General features: G+C 41.0%; 11 protein-coding genes. 7 read left to right on the forward strand and 4 right to left on the reverse strand.

The window, feature by feature from the left end; all coding sequences use genetic code 11:
- Window positions 1-5: 5 nt before the first annotated feature.
- On the reverse strand, window positions 6-2,741 hold the full coding sequence (locus FO442_RS11935; protein ID WP_144333423.1) for a TonB-dependent receptor: 2,736 nt from the start codon (window positions 2,739-2,741) through the stop codon (window positions 6-8).
- Window positions 2,742-2,781: 40 nt separating this feature from the next.
- Window positions 2,782-3,690, reverse strand: coding sequence for a T9SS type A sorting domain-containing protein (locus FO442_RS11940; RefSeq protein WP_144333424.1), 909 nt, complete (start codon window positions 3,688-3,690; stop codon window positions 2,782-2,784).
- 402 nt (window positions 3,691-4,092) lie between these two features.
- On the opposite strand from FO442_RS11940, the gene FO442_RS11945 reads away from it, so the two are divergent.
- The 3 genes from FO442_RS11945 (at window position 4,093) to FO442_RS11955 (ending at window position 9,105) form a co-directional block, all read left to right on the forward strand.
- Window positions 4,093-6,255: a S9 family peptidase gene (locus tag FO442_RS11945; protein WP_144333425.1), complete on the forward strand. Its 2,163-nt coding sequence runs from the start codon at window positions 4,093-4,095 to the stop codon at window positions 6,253-6,255.
- Between the two features lie 179 nt (window positions 6,256-6,434).
- Window positions 6,435-7,724: a citrate synthase gene (locus tag FO442_RS11950; protein ID WP_144333426.1), complete on the forward strand. Its 1,290-nt coding sequence runs from the start codon at window positions 6,435-6,437 to the stop codon at window positions 7,722-7,724.
- 337 nt (window positions 7,725-8,061) lie between these two features.
- A complete protein-coding gene (locus tag FO442_RS11955; protein WP_186280088.1) occupies window positions 8,062-9,105 on the forward strand; it encodes a T9SS type A sorting domain-containing protein in 1,044 nt (347 codons plus the stop codon).
- Here FO442_RS11955 and FO442_RS11960 read toward each other — a convergent pair.
- Window positions 9,102-10,247, reverse strand: a complete 1,146-nt coding sequence (locus FO442_RS11960; protein ID WP_144333428.1) for a THUMP domain-containing class I SAM-dependent RNA methyltransferase — start codon at window positions 10,245-10,247, stop codon at window positions 9,102-9,104. The genes FO442_RS11955 and FO442_RS11960 overlap by 4 nt on opposite strands.
- Before the next feature lie 123 nt (window positions 10,248-10,370).
- Here FO442_RS11960 and FO442_RS11965 point away from each other — a divergent pair, with 123 nt between their 5' ends.
- The 4 genes from FO442_RS11965 (at window position 10,371) to priA (ending at window position 17,741) form a co-directional block, all read left to right on the forward strand.
- Window positions 10,371-12,659, forward strand: coding sequence for a patatin-like phospholipase family protein (locus FO442_RS11965; protein WP_186280090.1), 2,289 nt, complete (start codon window positions 10,371-10,373; stop codon window positions 12,657-12,659).
- A 118-nt stretch (window positions 12,660-12,777) separates the two neighbouring features.
- Window positions 12,778-13,845, forward strand: a complete 1,068-nt coding sequence (locus FO442_RS11970; protein WP_144333430.1) for a VOC family protein — start codon at window positions 12,778-12,780, stop codon at window positions 13,843-13,845.
- A 79-nt stretch (window positions 13,846-13,924) separates the two neighbouring features.
- Complete coding sequence (locus FO442_RS11975; protein WP_144333431.1) at window positions 13,925-15,091, forward strand: DUF4249 family protein; 1,167 nt, start codon at window positions 13,925-13,927, stop codon at window positions 15,089-15,091.
- A 166-nt stretch (window positions 15,092-15,257) separates the two neighbouring features.
- Complete coding sequence (gene priA, locus FO442_RS11980) at window positions 15,258-17,741, forward strand: replication restart helicase PriA (RefSeq protein ID WP_144333432.1); 2,484 nt, start codon at window positions 15,258-15,260, stop codon at window positions 17,739-17,741.
- On the opposite strand, the gene FO442_RS11985 is transcribed toward priA, so the two are convergent.
- Window positions 17,738-18,607 carry a sigma-70 family RNA polymerase sigma factor gene (locus FO442_RS11985; RefSeq protein WP_144333433.1) on the reverse strand — a complete coding sequence of 290 codons (870 nt, stop codon included), beginning with the start codon at window positions 18,605-18,607 and terminating at the stop codon, window positions 17,738-17,740. The genes priA and FO442_RS11985 overlap by 4 nt on opposite strands.
- Window positions 18,608-18,711: the final 104 nt, after the last annotated feature.

The raw sequence follows: 18,711 nt of genomic DNA on the forward strand, positions 1-18,711 counted from the left end.
TTGTTTCAAATTCCTATTTTTAATCCCAGGTTAAATCTTCTTCCCATTCCAACGAAAACAGTCGCTGTATTGGCATCAAAGTTTGCCCCATTTTGTGAATCCGTGATATATATTTTATCCAGGATATTCATAACTCCTCCGTTCACTGTGAAATACACTTTTGAAACACGGAAGGTATATCCTAAGTTAAAATCCAATAATCCATAGCTTGGCATTTGCCATGATTCCCTGTCCTTGTTTGGACCAACAAGTGCCAAAGGATCGAAATTCGCGAAGTTTCTACCGAAATACGTATATCTCAATTTGACATATAAGTCTTTAATAATTTCGTAGCGCACGGAACCTCCGATCTGAAGCTGGGCCGCATCGCCCACATGCACATTCTTAGCACTGAAATCAACAGAATCCACCTGAACACCATTGTTATCCACAATGTATACTTTGGATCCCGAAATGGTTTTCCAGTCAGCAACCGTCACAACCCCTTCCAGGTTAATCTTTTTGGTTATCTTGTAATTGAAGTCCACTTCGACTCCTTTATGCAATGCATCCAATCCATTGATATTGTAAGAGAAGGTTCCATCAGGAGTTACTACAGTCGGTGTATATTGCGGTGGTTTGTTTCTCCACAACGTATAATACAGGTTCAGGTTTGCCGCAAACTTTTTGCTTTTATAGCCATAACCTAACTCAGCAGAATATACTTTTTGGTTTTTGGTCTCCAGGAACGGCATGTTGTTATTGTCAAAGACCGTATTCATTTTCGGTGCAATACTCAAATAACCCACATTCAGGAAGACATTGTGACTCTTATTGATATTGTAATTCACACCTCCTTTGATCGTTCCTCCCAAAAACCACTTTCTGTCTGTTGTAGCCGTTCGGGCTTCTGCAGATTGATTGGTATATTTCTGTCCTTTATATACAACCGTATCTCCGTAACCGACCGCTTGTCTCATGGTTGTATCGGAAAAAACAAGGTCTTTTTTCTTGAAGTAATCAATTCGCTGATTTCCTGTTTCGGAGAGTGAACCTGTTAAGAAAGTAGACCATTTATCTTTTTTGTACTCTACCTGTCCGAATGCTCCGCCCCACATAACGATCGCATCATTATGGTAAGCAACCTTATCTCCTTCGCGTTTCATCGCATAGCTAAGATTGTTTATGCCTTTGGGTTGATTTTTATCTGCGTTGTCAATGGCATAGTCGCCCCCCATCAAATCATATACTGTTTGATAATGGCTTCCTCTATAATAACGTGCATCAATACCAAAAAGTGTGGAAATCTGATCGTTGATCTTATAAGAAACCGAAGAGATCAAACCAACCCATTTATGGTCGTTATTGGCAGATCTTAGATAATTGGAAGAAGAATGCTCTGTTGTACTGTACAAATTAGAGAAACTTTTAGAGTTCTGATCATAAATTCCCTGCAAATTATACAAGCCGGTTGTTGTATCCCTTGCTGGTGTATTCTTCATGGATGTTCCCCCTCCCTTCCCGATTGACAAGTATGCAATTGTTGTCCAATTAAATTTATTGTTCGGGTTCCAGGAATGCGACAAGTTGAATTGCGGCTTATGGAAATAATTCACTTTTTCATTGAAGATCTCATCGTTGATGTATCCGTAATTCGGATTGTATTTATTTCCGCGCGCACCAATTGCTGATGTCGTATAATACAAATTACTTGTACCTGCTACGGAATCAATTTGTCGTTGATAATCAACTCCGGTTTGCTTCGCCAATTTTTCATCCACCACCGAAATTGGTAATTTGGTTGATCTTTGTCCATGAGATTGTGGCGCTCCGTTTACCCCGAAACTTAAGATATGGTGTTTTCCGAATTTCTTCTGAACTTTAAAAAAGTAAGACCAGGCATCATCAAATGTTGCATCCGCATAGCTTGACCCCCATTTTCTGGAACCTGCCACTGCAATTCCCCAGTTTCCTTTCAGTATCCCGGTATTTAAACCGAAAGAAGCCTTGTACAATCCATAATCGTTTACTTCTCCTTTCACGTGAACACCGAACTTCTGATCAATTCCCTTTGTCATGATATTCATCGTTCCACCCACAGAAGTAATTGCCAGCTTGGAAGCTCCTAATCCCCTTTGTACCTGGATGGTTCTTGTAATATCACTTAAACCGTCCCAGTTACTCCAATATACCTGGCCATTTTCCATATCGTTTACTGGAACTCCGTCAACTAACACGGCTACATTTCGCTGATCAAAACCACGAATAGAAATGCGTGAATCTCCAGCTCCTCCTCCCTGCTCTGTTGCGTAAACACCCGGAGTAGAATTCAGAATCATTGGTAAATCCCTGGTTCCCAAGTCTTCCGCTATTTGTTTTGCAGTAATATTTGAAAATGCGATCGGTGTTTCTCTTAGTTTTGCAACGTCGCGAACAATTTCCACCTCATCAATGACATTCCCACTAACTTTCAGTGTAAAATCATGAACATGATTTGTGTTATCGACTGCAACTTCAGCCCTATAATTTTCGAAGCCATAATATTCCATTGTAATAATATGCGTCGTGTTCTTAGCAACCTGAAAGGAATATCTTCCTTCAATATCAGTAATTGCCTTCGAAGTAGAATCACATACGACCAACGCTCCGATCACCGGTTCATTTGTTTCAGGATCCATTACCACGCCGCTCAGCGTGACCGTTTCCTGAGAGAAAGCGGTCACCCCAAAAAACAGGCAAAAGATGACTAGCAGATTTTTCATAAATCAGTTAATAGACATTATAAAACTAGAGAATGAACAATTACTCGATTATAATGCTTTGCTGTGAAGAAGATTTATCTGTAAAATTGATTCTTAACAGATATGCTCCTTTTTTGATTTTATCAGTAACCACTACCGCAGCCGTACTTTGGTCTTTCTTCACTTCCGCAGCAACCACTTTTCCAAGTAAATCAATCACTTCAATCGATTCGATTGTATTGTTTGTATTTACGTATAGAACTCCGTTTGCAGAAGGGTTCGGGAAAATAGAAACCGAATTCAGTTTGTTCTCACCCACACTCAGGAAACAATCACATGTGTGTGCCCCCAGGTTTGTCCAGGTATCTTTTGGCAAAGAATCCCATTGCTGATTAACGATAAACGGATCCGGATTTGCAGTCACCCCTGTTTTAACAGACGCTTTGCGGATCAATGTATGATTTTCTGTCCAAACACGACCAACAGACCCATCGTATGGAGGCTGATCTCCCCAACCGTAAGCACTGGTCATAGCCGCATCACCGATTTTCCCCATCAAGTCGATCATAACGGAGTTTTTAAATAATGCAATAGCATCGTTTCCATTCATATACGTCGGAGCAGGATATGCACCGTCCAACTGATCCGCCATTGCCTGAAGTGCAGGTGAACATGCAGGTGAATTCGGTTGTGTTACCGTTTGTCCGTTTGTAATTACAAAAGTAGAATACGGTTGAATGGTACCCGTTAAGTTTGTTACACCACCTGAATTGGAAGTATTCGCCCCGTTAGAGAAACGCTCAATGCGGTAACCTGACAAGTTAATTGCCGTACCGGTTGGGTTATACAATTCCAACGCTTTGTCGTTTCCGGATCCCTCCACATACTCAGAAATAAAAATTTCCGTACAATTTTGAGCCTGAGCAGCAGCAGCAGATAACACACCTAAAAATAGTAATGCTTTTTTCATAACTAATTGATTATTAAATTTACAGATAAAATACAGTGTATAGGTATAACAAATCCACTCAGCTTATTTGCTGAAAAATAGCGCTTCAAACTTCGGGTGAAGTCTTTGCTATTATGGATGCGTTTCATTTCTATTTCATTATACCAAATATTGCATTTCTAAATGGTTTCAGTCTGCATAAAACACAGCATCAAGGAGAACATTTAGAAATTTACGAGGCAAAGTTACGGGAAATAATCTATTCTTACATTACATAATTGTTAACAATCAACTAAGGTTATACACGTTGGTTTGATTCGATCAAACGCATATTAAACAAGCTGTTAACTATTTTACACCACTCATCAATAATTCACCGCTTCGGAACAGTTTTTGGTTATTTTTGCCCAAAACACCAATTATATGAGAATTAAATTATTCATTTCCTTTATTTGTATCATCTCATTCGGATATGCTCAAAACCTGACAGTTGAAAGTATCTGGAAATCGGGTGAATTTTACCCGAATCGCGTCGAAGGCTTTACAGCTTTGAGTGACGGCCAGTCATTTACCAAGATCGTAGAAGAAAGCGGTCAGTATTTTTTAAAAAAATACCAATTCAAAGATTACAAAGGCGCCGGAATGGTCCTGGTAAATTTGTCCGCAATCCAATTCAACGGAAAAGCGTTGGAATTTGACGATGTAAAACTGAGCAAAAGCGGAAAATGGTTACTGATCCAGTCAAACACAACACCGATCTACAGACACAGTTATTCAACAAAGTACTATATCTATAACATTCAGACAAAAGAAACACATAAAGTAAGCAACACGGAAGTTCCTCAAACGCTGGGAACATTCTCGCCCGATGAAACCAAATTGGGATATGTTGCAGGGAACAATCTATTCGTATACGATCTGGTAAATCACACGAACAAACAGATTACATTCGACGGAAAACAAAACAGCATCATAAACGGTACAACCGACTGGGTTTACGAAGAAGAATTTGCAATCACCCAAGGGTTTGAATGGTCGCCGGACTCCAAATACCTGGCATTCATGCGCTTTGACGAAACCAATGTGAAGCAATTCCAGATGGCCATGTACGGACATCTTTATCCCGATGAGTACACATTCAAATATCCGAAAGCGGGTGAAGACAATTCAAAAGTAACTTTCCACATCGCGAACAGCGAAAGCGGAACTGTTAAAGCAGTAAATTTGGGTACTTATGAATATTTACCTCGTTTCCAATGGTCACCGATTAAAAACGAAGTCTTTGTTTCTACCCTGAACCGGCATCAAAGTGCAGTAAAATACCATTTGGTTACCGATCCGGAAAATCCGACGGACCGAATTTTTTACGAAGAACAATCCGATACGTATTTGGACGCAGACAACGTGATCTTATTGAAAGACGGAAACTCCATGCTCCGAACTTCCGAAAAAGACGGATATAACCACATCTACCATTTAACGTTCGCAGGAAAATTAAGTCCCGTTACCTCCGGGAACTGGGATGTTATTGATCTGTACGGAATCGATGAAAAAAAGGGAATAGTCTTTTATTCTTCCTCCGAAAATGGGGCGATCAATAAAACCTTGTATTCGATCAATTGGAAAGGAACGGACAAAAAAATGCTTTCAAAATCCAGCGGATATCACGAGGCTGAATTTGCTCCCGGTTTCAATTACTTTATCCGTTCCAGTTCAAGTGCCAATGTAGTACCTTCTTATACCTTATGTGACCGCAACGGAAAAGAACTCCAAGTACTTGAGGCCAATACGGAACTTCAGAATAAACTGAACGGAATGAACCTGAGCCAGAAGGAATTCATCCAGATAGATGGTGCTGACGGGAAACTGAATGCATGGATTATGAAACCTGCAAATTTCGACCCGAATAAAAAATACCCGGTTTACTTCAATGTTTACTGCGGACCTGGAAGCAACATGGTGACCAATGATTACGATGGAGCAAACTACTTGTACCACCAACTGCTTACCCGCAAAGGATACATTGTATTTTGCGTAGATACACGCGGTACTCAATTCCGCGGAGCGAAGTTTAAAAAATCAACTTATTTGCAGTTGGGTAAACTGGAAACCGAGGATTTGATTGCGGTAGCTAAGAACCTGCAAAAAGAGTCTTATGTCGATCCGGGAAGAATCGGGATTATGGGTTGGAGCTACGGAGGTTTCATGACTTCATTGGCGATGACAAAAGGTGCCGATGTATTCAAAATGGGAATTGCCGTTGCCCCGGTAACCAACTGGAGATATTATGACAATATCTATACCGAACGCTTCATGAGAACTCCACAGGAAAATGCAAGCGGGTATGATGACAATTCCCCTGTGAACCATGCAGACAAGTTAAAAGGGAAATTCTTATTGATCCATGGTTCTGCTGACGATAACGTCCATTATCAAAATACAATGGAATTCATCACTGCCCTGGTGAAAGCGAATAAACAATTCGATTTGTTCATTTATCCGAATAAAAATCACGGCATCTACGGTGGGAATACAAGAAATCACCTGTTTACCATGATGCTGGAATACACGGAGAAGAACCTGTAATACCGATCTTTCCATTTTACTGATAAAAATCAAAGGCCTGTGAATGTATTTTCACAGGCCTTTTTAGCCATGCATTTTTGGTAAAAAAAAAGATTACCGGATGCAGTTTATTGTATTTAATTCTTTACTAATTTAGTGCGGCTAATAAAAATTGTTAGATAACACTCTTATAGATCATCATGAGCAAAATTGCGAAAATCGAATTAGACGGGAAAGTATATGAATTCCCGGTTGTACAAGGTACTGAAAATGAATTGGCTATTGATATTTCAAAGCTTCGTCAGGAAACTGGATACATTACCCTGGATACAGGTTATAAAAACACGGGTGCTACCATGAGTGCCATTACTTTCTTAGATGGTGAGGAAGGAATTCTTCGTTACCGCGGATATCCGATCGAGCAATTGGCGGAAAAAGCAAGTTTTATTGAGGTTGCTTATTTGTTGATTTATGGTGATTTGCCAACTCAGGATCAATTGGATGAATTTATCTCGAGTATTACAAAACACACATTGGTACACGAAGATATGAAGCAATTTTTTGAAGCATATCCTGCGCAAGCTCACCCAATGGGAGTTTTATCTGCAATGGTTTGTTCCCTTTCTACATTCTACCCGGAATCTTTGGACCCGAACAGAAGTGCTGAGAAAAAGAACAGAACAATTTTACGTTTGTTAGCAAAATTACCGACATTGGCGGCCTGGTCTTATAAAAATTCCATGCGTCATCCGTTTATGTATCCGAAGAATGAATACGATTACGTAAAGAACTTCCTGTACATGATGTTTGCAATGCCAACAGAAGATTACAAAGTGGACCCGGTTGTTGTTGATGCTTTGAATAAGTTATTGATCCTGCATGCTGACCACGAACAAAACTGTTCAACTTCGACAGTTCGCATCGTAGGTTCATCCCAGGCAAACCTTTACGCATCAATTTCTGCAGGTATTTCCGCACTTTGGGGACCACTTCACGGAGGTGCTAACCAGGCTGTAATTGAAATGCTGGAAAAAATCCACAACGATGGGGGCGATGTAGACAAGTGGGTATTGAAAGCGAAAGACAAGGATGATCCATTCCGATTGATGGGATTCGGTCACCGCGTTTACAAAAACTTCGATCCGCGTGCTACGATCATTAAGAAAGCCGCAGATGATGTATTGGAAAAATTGAAGATCGACGATCCATTACTGGATATTGCAAAGAAGCTGGAAAAAGTAGCTTTGGAAGACGACTATTTCAAATCAAGAAACTTATATCCGAACGTAGATTTCTATTCCGGAATTATTTACAAAGCGCTTGGAATTCCATCTGAAATGTTTACGGTTATGTTCGCATTAGGACGTTTACCTGGGTGGATTGCACAATGGAAAGAAATGTCTGAAGGTGGTGAACCGATCGGTCGTCCGAGACAAGTTTATACCGGGGAAATCACAAGAGATTACGTTCCGATTACAAAAAGAGGTTAAGAATCATTTTTTATATAGAATCGAAAGGTGTTTGTTTTGGCAGACACCTTTTTTTGTGCGGTCAGGGGAAAATACTCGAACGTTATTCTGTAACAGTACTTCCTGAAAACAATCGAATCATTTCTTCCGAATTCCCTTCAAACACACTCAATCAAAGCTATCCGAAGAACCACCTGAATAACACTGTAACATTGTCTTTAAATAGAATTAAACAAAATCAATTTAGTAGCATCCAAAACTTATCCGATTCATAACTTACTCATAAACAACTACCTAAACCCTTGCTATACATTTGTTTCGATCCAATCGGATGAATGAACTCTTCTATTATAGCAACATGAAACAAACTACAACAACACTTAAAAACTTCTTGCTGATCACATTCTTGTGTGTGACATTTTCCATCGGCTCATCAGCACAATGCCCATCGGGAACCATTGGGGTAACAGGTGTCGGGTGCGGATGCCTTGCAGGCTGTAACCTGACCAGTTTGGGAGGACCGAATTGTTCGCCTTCCGTCAGCGGAGATTGCAGCGGCGGACAAAAAAGCATGTTTGTGAATATTGCGGTCCCAAACGGATGCACGTATACCGTTACCGCAACGATGCGCCAAAGAGCCGGCGGATGTACGGCTTCCGGTGGAGATTCCGGGGATAAGATAAAAGTAGATGTTTCAGGAGGAAGCAAAGGATTTCAAAGTGGAAGCTCCAATGCTACATTGGACGACAGTTACACACTGGTTGGTCCGGGAACAATAACCGTTTCCGGAAGCGCAAACCGTGCTGACGAAATTATCACTTACACAACAACATCCAGCGGAGCCGCCTGCGTCAATTGCCTGAGCGTTTTACCTGTTGAACTAACTGCTTTCCGGGTTTCGCAAGAAACAGATGCTGTTGCCTGTGAATGGTGGACAGAAACAGAATTAAACAATAATTTCTTTACGGTTGAACGCAGCCCTGACGGTATTCACTTCGAAGCAATTGCTTACATGAACGGTGCCGGAAACAGCTCCGAACCTTTACACTACAAGATCTATGATTATGATCCGTATGTGGATGCCGTAAATTATTACCGCTTGTCTCAAACGGATTTTAACGGACTCACCAGGTTGCATGACATCCGGTCAATTAAAGTAAAAAGCACGCATAAACTGACGATCTATCCCAATCCATCCAACGGAACCATTCAAATTACAGGAGACTATCAATCCTTGTTGGAAGCCCGGTTGTTTGACACATCCGGGAGAGAAATTTCTTTGGAGCGTGCACCTACAGAAAATGGCAAATTGACCGTTTCAGGATTACCGGTTGGCGTTTATACCATTGTTTACTTCAATGCCGAAGAAATGATATCAGAACGCATCGTCATTATACCTTAAGCTTCTGAATTCTCCCTTTTTTTGGAACCCTCGTAAATGGTGTATTTCCGGAAAGAACATTCCAGATCACCATTGAATAGTTTGTATTTTTTATCCGGTTTCAAAGCCAGGTATTTGAAACCGGCTTCACTGGAAGAAATAACAAAGCAGGAATAACCCAGCAAGCGGTGTTTCATAATACTTCCCAGGGTTCCGTACAACTCTTCCACATCCGTTTCCAGGCGCTCACCATACGGAGGATTCGTGATCAGAACAGCCGGTCCTTCCGGAAATGGAAATTCATCCAATGCCGCGTTGTGCACTTCCACAAATCTCCCGAAGGAGAAACCACGCAGATTTCTTCTCGTTTTCATGACCATTTGAGAATCAATATCCCCACCAATCAAGGTACAAGGAAGTTCCTTTACGATTCTATTGGCTTTGGAATGGATCTCCTCCCACAGATCGGAATCAAAATTCGCCATATTCTTGAATGCATAATGAGTCCTCTCAATATTTGAGGGAATTCCGGCAGCAAGCAGTGCAGCTTCGATCAGGATTGTTCCCGAACCACAGAACGGATCGATCAGGGTTGTTTTTTTATCCCATTCACTCATCCGCAAAAGTGCAGCGGCAACCACTTCATTCAGCGGTGCATCTCCGGTAGACTGACGATACCCTCTTTGGAACAACGGCAAACCGCTGGTATTTACAGAAATCACCCCTTCGTTTTCACGCACATATAAATCCACTACAATTTGAGGAGATTTGACGTTGATATCCGGTCTTTCACCTTTCACATCCCTGAAATGATCTACAATGGCATCTTTGATCAACAGGAAAGGGAATTGAGAGTGATTAAAAATAGTGGAATTCACAGCTCCTTTTACAGCAAATGTTTTCTTTACATCAAACAGGGAAGACCAGTTAATCTTCTTTGCTTCCTGGTACAGGTCCTTTTCCGTTTTAACCGTAAACTTGCGCAATTCGACCAAAACCGAGATCGCACAGCGAACATGCAGGTTTAAAAAATAAACATCTTTCCAATCGCCTTCAATCTGAACAGCCCTATTCAGTTTCGTACTAACGGGAAAACCCAACTCTTTCAATTCATCAGCGAGCACATCTTCTAAACCGTAAAACGTTTTCAGTACAATTTTCATAAGGCAAATTCAATTATGGATCCGGCGGCAAAAGTACTACAAAAGCACAGAGCTTTTCTAAATAGCAGAGAAATAAAGCAAAAGAAGCCGCGTTTAGGTAAAAAAAAATTACTTTTGATTTTAATGCAATTAGCAAAGCGACTAACTATAATTTTACTTTTAAGCTTCGCCCCTTTATTCGTTCAATCTCAGGGGATTGGAGTTGTATTGAGTGGTGGTGGCGCATCTGGTTTTGCTCATATTGGCGTGCTTAAAGCATTGGAAGAAAACAACATTCCTATCAACTATATTACAGGTACATCATCCGGTGCATTGGTCGGGGCAATGTATGCGAGCGGTTATTCTCCGCAGGAAATCGAAGATTATGTATTGAGCAATAAGTTTCAGCTGATGTCCCAGGGAGCAATCGAACAGCGTTACGAGTTCCTGCTTCGGGAGGACAATGAAAATGCTTCGGGAATCAGCTTTTCTTTCTCTATTGACAGTATTTTCAGCAAATCATTACCTACGAACTTTATCCGGCCGGAATTATTAGACTTTGAAATGTTGCGTTTATTCGGAGTTAGCGGAGCCTCACATACCTACAACTTCGACAGCCTGTTTGTTCCTTTCCGCTGTGTGGCCAGTGATATCGTTGCAAAAAAAGGAGTAGTTTTTTCCAATGGCCAGTTGAATGAAGCTGTCAGAGCTTCCATGACTTTCCCCTTTTACGTCAATCCGATCCGGATCAATGGTGTTCTTTATTTTGATGGCGGGCTATATAATAACTTTCCGTCGGATGTCATGTACAACAGTTTCCCGGTCGATTTCATTATTGGAAGCAATGTTTCTTATAACGCCGCTCCTCCGAGGGAAGATGATTTGATCAGTCAACTAACCAACATGCTGGTCACTCACACTTCTTTCAAAATTCCTTGTGAATCAGGAATCATCATCGAACCGAAATCCAATATCAGCACCTTTGATTTTGACGACGTGGACGAAGCCATTGATGCAGGTTATGAATCTACCATCGCTATGATCGACAGTATCAAGCTCATGATTGATTCACGAATATCCTCCGAAGAGTTGAATAAACGAAGAACCGAATTCAGGGCATCCGTGCATCCGCTAATTATTTCAGAAGTCAATACAACCAATAAAAATGGATTGGATGAAAGTTACGTTCGGAAATCCATCCTGAAGAATAAAAAAACGGAAACTATTGCGGATATGCGTTTCAAACGCCGTTATTTCAGAACCTATGCAACCCCTCAAATCAAATATTTATTCCCGACACTGGAAGCAAAAGCAGACTCAACTTACGCGCTGAACATCAAAGTTACCGAAGCAAAGCCATTCAGAATTGATCTTGGGGGAATTATCAGTACACGGGCAATTAATACCGGATTCATCCAGTTGAATTACATGCGCCTGGACCGTTTTGCCAGCACGATACAAGCCGGAGGTTATTTTGGTAAATTTTACAACTCAGGAAGGGCAAATATCGATTTACACTTTCCCTCATATTATCCTATTTCGGCAAGCTTTTACGGCGTCATTAACCGATGGGACTACTTTAAAAGTTTTACGACCTTTTTTGACGATGAAAAACCATCGTTCCTAGTCCAAAATGAAGTCTATGTCGGAGGAGGAATCAAACTGCCGATCTTCAATAATTCCAAATTCGGGTTGGATTACAGGCATTTTGAAACACAGGATCGGTATTATCAAACTACCGATTTTACGAATAAGGATACTACGGACCGGACTATTTTGTTCGGAAACACCTTGATCCTGACATTGGAACACAATTCATTAAATCGAAAACAATGGGCAACAGCCGGAACATTGGCCCAATTTAAAGCCATCTATAGCGGAGCACAGGAACACAGTCTGGCAGGCTCTACCTCCCTTGAAAATTACGATTACAGAAATGGTCACCATTGGTTCAACATCCGTGGTGAAATCCAAAATTTCCCGTTAAGTACCAAGTACTTTTCATTTGGAATCCATGGACTGGCGAGCATTACCAACCTTTCTCTTTTGAAGAATTACACCGCGACACTCTTAAACATGAATGCATTTCAACCACTTCCGGACCTGCAAACTTATTTCTTTTCCGAATACCGTTCCCCTCAATACGTCGGAGGTGGATTGAACATCATTTTCTCGCTTCGAAAAAATATCGATATCCGGGTTGACGGATACTGGTACCAGCCTTTCATCTCCATCACCAAAAACGACGACGGAACATTTGGGTATTCCAAACCTTTTAAGGGAGAATCCCAGGTAGCTTCCTTGTCTGCAATTTACCATTCTCCTTTAGGTCCGATCAGGGCATCGCTAAATTATTTTCCAAAGCAAAAAACTCCTTTGGCTTTCCAATTTACTTACGGTTTCATCATATTCCACGAACGGGCATTCCGGTAAAAAGGTTGAACCTGTTCCAACTGTTTAAAGGTTCAAATCATTGCTAATCATCTAAACTTTGAACCATTGAACTTTTGAACGATTGAACTTTTAGTATATTCGCATCAAATTCAAAAAAATGGCAAAAATCATCTGTGGTATCCAGCAAATGGGAATCGGTGTTCCCGATGTTCAATCAATCTGGAAATGGTATAGAGAACACTTCGGCATAGATGTGCGGATCTTCGAGGAAGCAGCTGAAGCTCCCCTGATGACAAGATATACCGGTGGAGTTATCCATTCCAGAACTGCCACTCTTGCCCTTTCTATGGAAAGTGGCGGTGGATTTGAGATTTGGCAGTTTACTTCCCGCCCGACGGAAAAAAGTACCGAACCGATCATCCTGGGTGATTTCGGTTTATATGCTTGCAGGATCAAATCAAAAGATGTAAAAGCAACCCATGCATTCCTGGTAAAAAAAGGAGCAAACGTATTATCGGAACCTCAGCAACTCCCAAACGGAAGTTACCATTTTATGGTAGAAGATCCGAATGGAAACATATTCGATATCGTTGAAGGATCCGGCTGGTTCATGGAAACCGGGTTTGAAGGAAAAACGGGAGGAGTTGCCGGCACAATGATCGGGGTGAGTTCCATTGAAAAAGCACTGCCACTTTATCAAACCATTTTAGGTTATGACAAGATCGTTTACGATGTAACGGATACATTTGAGGCCTTCAATAACATCCCGAATGGAAATCAAAAGATCAGAAGAGTATTGTTACAGCATTCGGAAGACAGAAAAGGCCCATTCGCTAAATTATTAGGACCTACTCAAATTGAATTGGTCCAGGCAGTTGATCGCACGGACGCAAAATCGATCTTTAAGAACCGTTTTTGGGGAGATTGGGGATTTATTCATTTGTGCTTTGATGTACAGGGAATGGACGAACTGCAAAAAGAATGTGAACAGGCAGGCTTTCCTTTCACGGTTGATTCGGGAAAAACATTCGATATGGGAGAAGCCGGCGGACGGTTCAGTTATATCGAAGATCCGGACGGAACATGGATCGAGTTCGTAGAAACCCATAAGGTTCCTGTGATGAAAAAACTAGGCTGGTATATCCACCTGAAGAATAAAAAACCGGGAGCTTTCTTGCCCAACTGGATGCTCAGAGCAATGAGGTTCAATCGCGTAAAGGATTGATTCAACAGTAGCTTCTGTTGATTTTAATCGTTTTATCCTATTAATTAAAATTGTACTTTTGAGACAAATTGTATACACTATGAAATTTCTCCAATTTTCACTTTACTCTATTATCCTGACTTCTCTGGTATTGATCGCTTCCTGTGAAGATGATATCGATTTTGCCGGAGACCATGTGGAAACACCTGTTTTATTCGGGATATTGGATAAAACTGATTCTTTGCACTACATAAAACTGACCCGTACTTTTGGAGGTTCCAACAATTCATTGGAGGTTGCTCAAATCGCAGATTCCAGTTATTTCCAGGATGCAGAGATTAAAATTGAAGAATGGGCATCTTTGCCCCCGAACAATGTGAATACAAAAGTGCGTACCTGGACTTTAAGAGATACCATTTTAACCACTAAAGTTCCGGGAGCTTTTTATAGCCCGAATCAAAAAGTATATTATTTCAAAACGGAGACCTTCAATATTTCATCACCACCATCCGTTTCAGACCCGAATTTAAATGTAGCATTAAAAGATGAAGCAACGTACAAATTAATCGCAACAATCAACGGAGGACAAATTGTGGTAAATGCCGAAACGAAATTGGTAACGGGAATGGCTATCAGTCAGCCATCAGCTGCCGGTGCGCTGGCTTTTGTTAAAACCGTAAATGGCGTGAAGCAATATAACCAACTGAGTATGAAAGCAAATGCCGGAAATGCAAAAGTGATAGACGCACGCATTCAGTTCTTCTTCAACGAATACTTCAATGGTGTTCCGGTTGAAAAATCATTTATTTGGAAAGTTGGTGAAGCGAATGGAGAACAAATCACCGGTTCCCAGGCAACCTTTGTTGCTAGTGGTGAAACGTTCTATACACTCGTAAAAGATAACTGTACCAATGATCCAACCATTACCAAACGTGAAATGACTTCTATCCGCGTACTAATGACCGGAGGTTCCGAAGAACTGAGCAAATATATTTTGGTAAATCAGCCAAGTTCTTCTCTGGCGCAGAATAAACCCACATTCACCAATCTAGCGCGAGCAGATGGTGGACCGGTAATTGGAATATTCACCTCGCGTATGACGAACAAACAAGACAAACCGAAATTCAACCCGACTATTCCGAATCAAAGGGCATTAGACTATTTGTCACTCAAAGAATTGTGCACCGGACCTATTACGGGTTTACTTTTATTTTGTAGTGATAATCCAATCGATATTAACAATGGTGAATCCTGGATCTGCCAATAAGATCTAAAAACTGAAACTTAAAAATCCCGTTTATCAGCAGCAGATAAGCGGGATTTTTGGCTTTTCGGGGATAAGTGCAAGATTATCCACCAGCTACCAGGGTAAATAAATCATTTATACCTCGAACAAAGACACGAATTTGTTTTTAGTTCATTAAATTTGTTTCATGAGCGAGCGTGTTACTCTTTTCGTTGACGTCATTTTACCCATTCCGTTAAACCAGGAGTTCACTTACAGGGTTCCGTTCGAAATGAATGACACTGTCAGGGAGTACCTGCGCGTGATCGTTCCGTTTGGAAAAGGCAAGCTCTACACCGGAATTATAACGAAAATCCATCAGGAAGCACCCCGCTTGTATCAGGCCAAGTATCTCGAACACATCCTGGATGAGACTCCCATTATCACCAAAAAACAGTTTTCATTCTGGAAATGGATGTCCGAATATTATATGGCTCCGCTTGGAGATGTCATGAATGCAGCACTTCCGGCTAATTTCAAACTGGCAAGTGAAACAAAGATTGTTATTCACCCGGATTTTGACGGAGAAAGTTCCCTGTTAACCGATCGGGAATATTTAGTTCTTGAAGCACTTCAGATTAAAGAAACGCTCGATTTAAAAGAAATATCCGAAATCATCGGGATCAAAACCATCCAACCGCTTATTAAAACCTTGCTCGAAAAGAACATCGTTCTGACACTGGAAGAGGTTTCAAATAAGTTTTCCCCTAAAACGGGGCTATTTGTTGTTCTTCACGAGAATTATCGGTCAGATGCGGTATTAAATGAATTGTTTGAACAACTTGCCCGAAAAAAAACAACACACAAACAAGAACAGGTGCTGCTGAAAATCCTTCAATTGGGAGGTTTTCATGATGGACAAGTAACTCCCATTCTTCGAAAATCATTGGAAGATCAGGGTTGTTCCTTATCTGCCATAAATACATTGGAAAAACAAGGTGTTTTACGTATTGAACGTCTGGAAATATCACGTATCCACTCGTTGGATCAAACCAAATTTACATTCCCTGAATTAAGTCAGGCCCAATCGAGTGCACTGGAAGAAATCAAATACGTTTTTGAAAAGAAAGATACGGTCTTATTGCAAGGCATTACCGGGTCGGGAAAAACAGAGATTTACATTGAATTCATTCGAAACGTATTGGATCAGGGAAAACAAGTGTTATTTCTTGTTCCCGAAATTGCTCTGACGACACAGCTGATCCAGCGTTTGTCTGCTTATTTCGGCGAAAAGATCGGAGTCTATCATTCCAGGTTCAATTCCAACGAACGGGTAGAAATCTGGAACAAAGTGCTTCAAAATGATCCGAACCAATTCCGATTGGTTGTTGGTGCCCGCTCTTCGATATTTTTACCGTTCCAGGATTTGGGATTGATCATCGTGGACGAAGAACATGAAACTTCCTACAAACAACACGATCCTTCTCCGAGATACAATGCGCGGGATATGGCGATCGTTCTGGCACATTTTTTCAAAACCAAAACACTGTTAGGATCGGCAACTCCATCCATCGAGAGTTTTCAGAATACACGGGATGGAAAATACGGACATGTGTTATTGACCGAACGCTTTTCACAGGTTCAGCTTCCGGAAATTTTATGTGCAGACATGAAAGAAGAACGCAGACAGAAAAGCATGAACGGACATTTTTCAAAGTTCCTGCTGGAAAACATCATCGAGACCATAAAAAACCAGGAACAAGTTATTCTTTTCCAAAACAGAAGAGGCTACACTCCGATATGGACTTGCGAGATTTGTGGTTTCAGCCCAAATTGCATCAACTGCGATACAACTTTAAACTATCACAAACATTCCAACCTGTTGAAATGTCATCATTGCAGTTACCAGACACCTCCAATCGGGACCTGCCCGGCCTGCGGAAGCAACCGGTTAAAAATGCTGGGGTTCGGAACGGAGAAAATTGAAGATGATCTTTCATTGATCTTACCTGAGGTTCGGATCGGAAGAATGGATTTGGATACAACCCGGAATAAAAATAGTCACTTGGAATTGATCCAAGGATTCGAAAACCGTGAAATTGATGTTTTAATAGGAACACAGATGGTTGCAAAAGGACTGGACTTTGATCATGTCGGTCTTGTTGGAATTCTCGATGCCGATTTAATGCTCAATAAAACCGATTTCAGAGCATTTGAACGTGCATTCCAGCTAATGACTCAGGTCGCAGGTAGATCGGGCAGGAGAAACAAACGGGGTAAGGTCATTATCCAGACGGGGAATCCGGACCATTGGGTGATTCAAAAAGTAATGGAACACGATTATGATTCATTTGCAATCAATGAACTGGTAGAACGCAGAAATTACCACTATCCGCCATTTTATAAGTTGATCCGTTTTACATTAAAACACAGGGACCGAGATTTGGTGGATGCCGGAGCATTGCATTTCAGTAAATTACTGAAAGATCAATTCCACGAACGTGTTTTAGGTCCTGAATCCCCGGTAATTGCGAGGATTCAGAACTTTTATTTGAAAGAAATTGTTTTAAAAATTGAGCAAGATGCTCCACAAAAGAAAGTAAAGGAACGCCTACATGAGCTGACGGATCAATTTTTCAGCGTTCCCCATTTCAAACCTATTCGACTCATTACTGACGTAGATCCCGCTTAACCTAGGTATGATTTAAGCATCCGGCTTCGGGATGTATGCTTCAGGCGTCGAATGGCCTTTTCTTTTATTTGTCTTACCCGTTCTCTTGTCAGATCGAATAAATCTCCGATCTCTTCCAGAGTAAGGGGGTGTTTTCCGTTTAATCCATAGTAAAGTCTGACTACATCGCCTTCCCTGCCCGACAAAGAAGAAAGTGAGCGTTCGATTTCTTTTCGCAACGACTCTTTTGTCAATTCATTTTCCGGGCTTGGAAGTGAATCATTCGGCAGCACATCGTACATACTCGACGAACTTTCGTCTCCATCAACCAACGGAGCATCCATGGATAAATGTCGGGCAGTATTTGCCAGCGACTGACGAACATCTTCCACTGAACATTCCAGGTATTCAGCCAATTCGTCTGCTGAAGGCGGACGTTCATAAAGCTGCTCCAATTCGCTGTAAGCTCTGTTAATTTTATTGATTGTCCCGATTTTGTTCAATGGGAGTCTCACAATACGCGCCTGCTCTGCTAGAGCCTGCAGGATTGATTGACGGATCCACCAAACCGCATAGGAAATAAATTTAAATCCTCTGGTCTCATCAAAACGTTCTGCCGCTTTGATCAAACCTAAATTTCCTTCATTGATTAAATCGGGAAGTGATAATCCTTGATTTTGGTACTGTTTGGAGACAGATACCACGAATCTTAAATTAGCTTTCGTTAAACGTTCCAACGCCCTCTTATCCCCTGCCTTTATTCGTTTAGCTAATTCTACTTCTTCGTCAGCAGTAATTAATTCAACGCGACCAATTTCCTGAAGGTATTTATCGAGAGAGGCCGTCTCCCGATTTGTAACTTGCTTTACAATCTTTAACTGTCTCATGGTCTTTACTATTGATTTACATGAATATAACGATTATAAGATACATAGAGTTGTGTTCGTTGGAATCAAAAAATGTTAAATGAATAAACGGTTTGTTTAAACTA

Origin of the sequence: Fluviicola chungangensis, assembly GCF_007558725.1 — a bacterium.
Lineage (GTDB): Bacteria > Bacteroidota > Bacteroidia > Flavobacteriales_D > Crocinitomicaceae > Fluviicola > Fluviicola chungangensis.

What these genes read in the sequence shown, in the direction of transcription:
- FO442_RS11970 (WP_144333430.1), top strand. Translation starts at nt 12,778, where the DNA reads ATGGCAAAAATCATCTGTGGTATCCAGCAAATGGGAATCGGTGTTCCC.
- FO442_RS11945 (WP_144333425.1), top strand. Translation starts at nt 4,093, where the DNA reads ATGAGAATTAAATTATTCATTTCCTTTATTTGTATCATCTCATTCGGA.
- FO442_RS11985 (WP_144333433.1), bottom strand. Translation starts at nt 18,607, where the DNA reads ATGAGACAGTTAAAGATTGTAAAGCAAGTTACAAATCGGGAGACGGCC.
- FO442_RS11940 (WP_144333424.1), bottom strand. Translation starts at nt 3,690, where the DNA reads ATGAAAAAAGCATTACTATTTTTAGGTGTGTTATCTGCTGCTGCTGCT.
- FO442_RS11955 (WP_186280088.1), top strand. Translation starts at nt 8,062, where the DNA reads ATGAAACAAACTACAACAACACTTAAAAACTTCTTGCTGATCACATTC.
- FO442_RS11935 (WP_144333423.1), bottom strand. Translation starts at nt 2,741, where the DNA reads ATGAAAAATCTGCTAGTCATCTTTTGCCTGTTTTTTGGGGTGACCGCT.
- FO442_RS11950 (WP_144333426.1), top strand. Translation starts at nt 6,435, where the DNA reads ATGAGCAAAATTGCGAAAATCGAATTAGACGGGAAAGTATATGAATTC.
- FO442_RS11975 (WP_144333431.1), top strand. Translation starts at nt 13,925, where the DNA reads ATGAAATTTCTCCAATTTTCACTTTACTCTATTATCCTGACTTCTCTG.
- priA (WP_144333432.1), top strand. Translation starts at nt 15,258, where the DNA reads ATGAGCGAGCGTGTTACTCTTTTCGTTGACGTCATTTTACCCATTCCG.
- FO442_RS11965 (WP_186280090.1), top strand. Translation starts at nt 10,371, where the DNA reads ATGCAATTAGCAAAGCGACTAACTATAATTTTACTTTTAAGCTTCGCC.
- FO442_RS11960 (WP_144333428.1), bottom strand. Translation starts at nt 10,247, where the DNA reads ATGAAAATTGTACTGAAAACGTTTTACGGTTTAGAAGATGTGCTCGCT.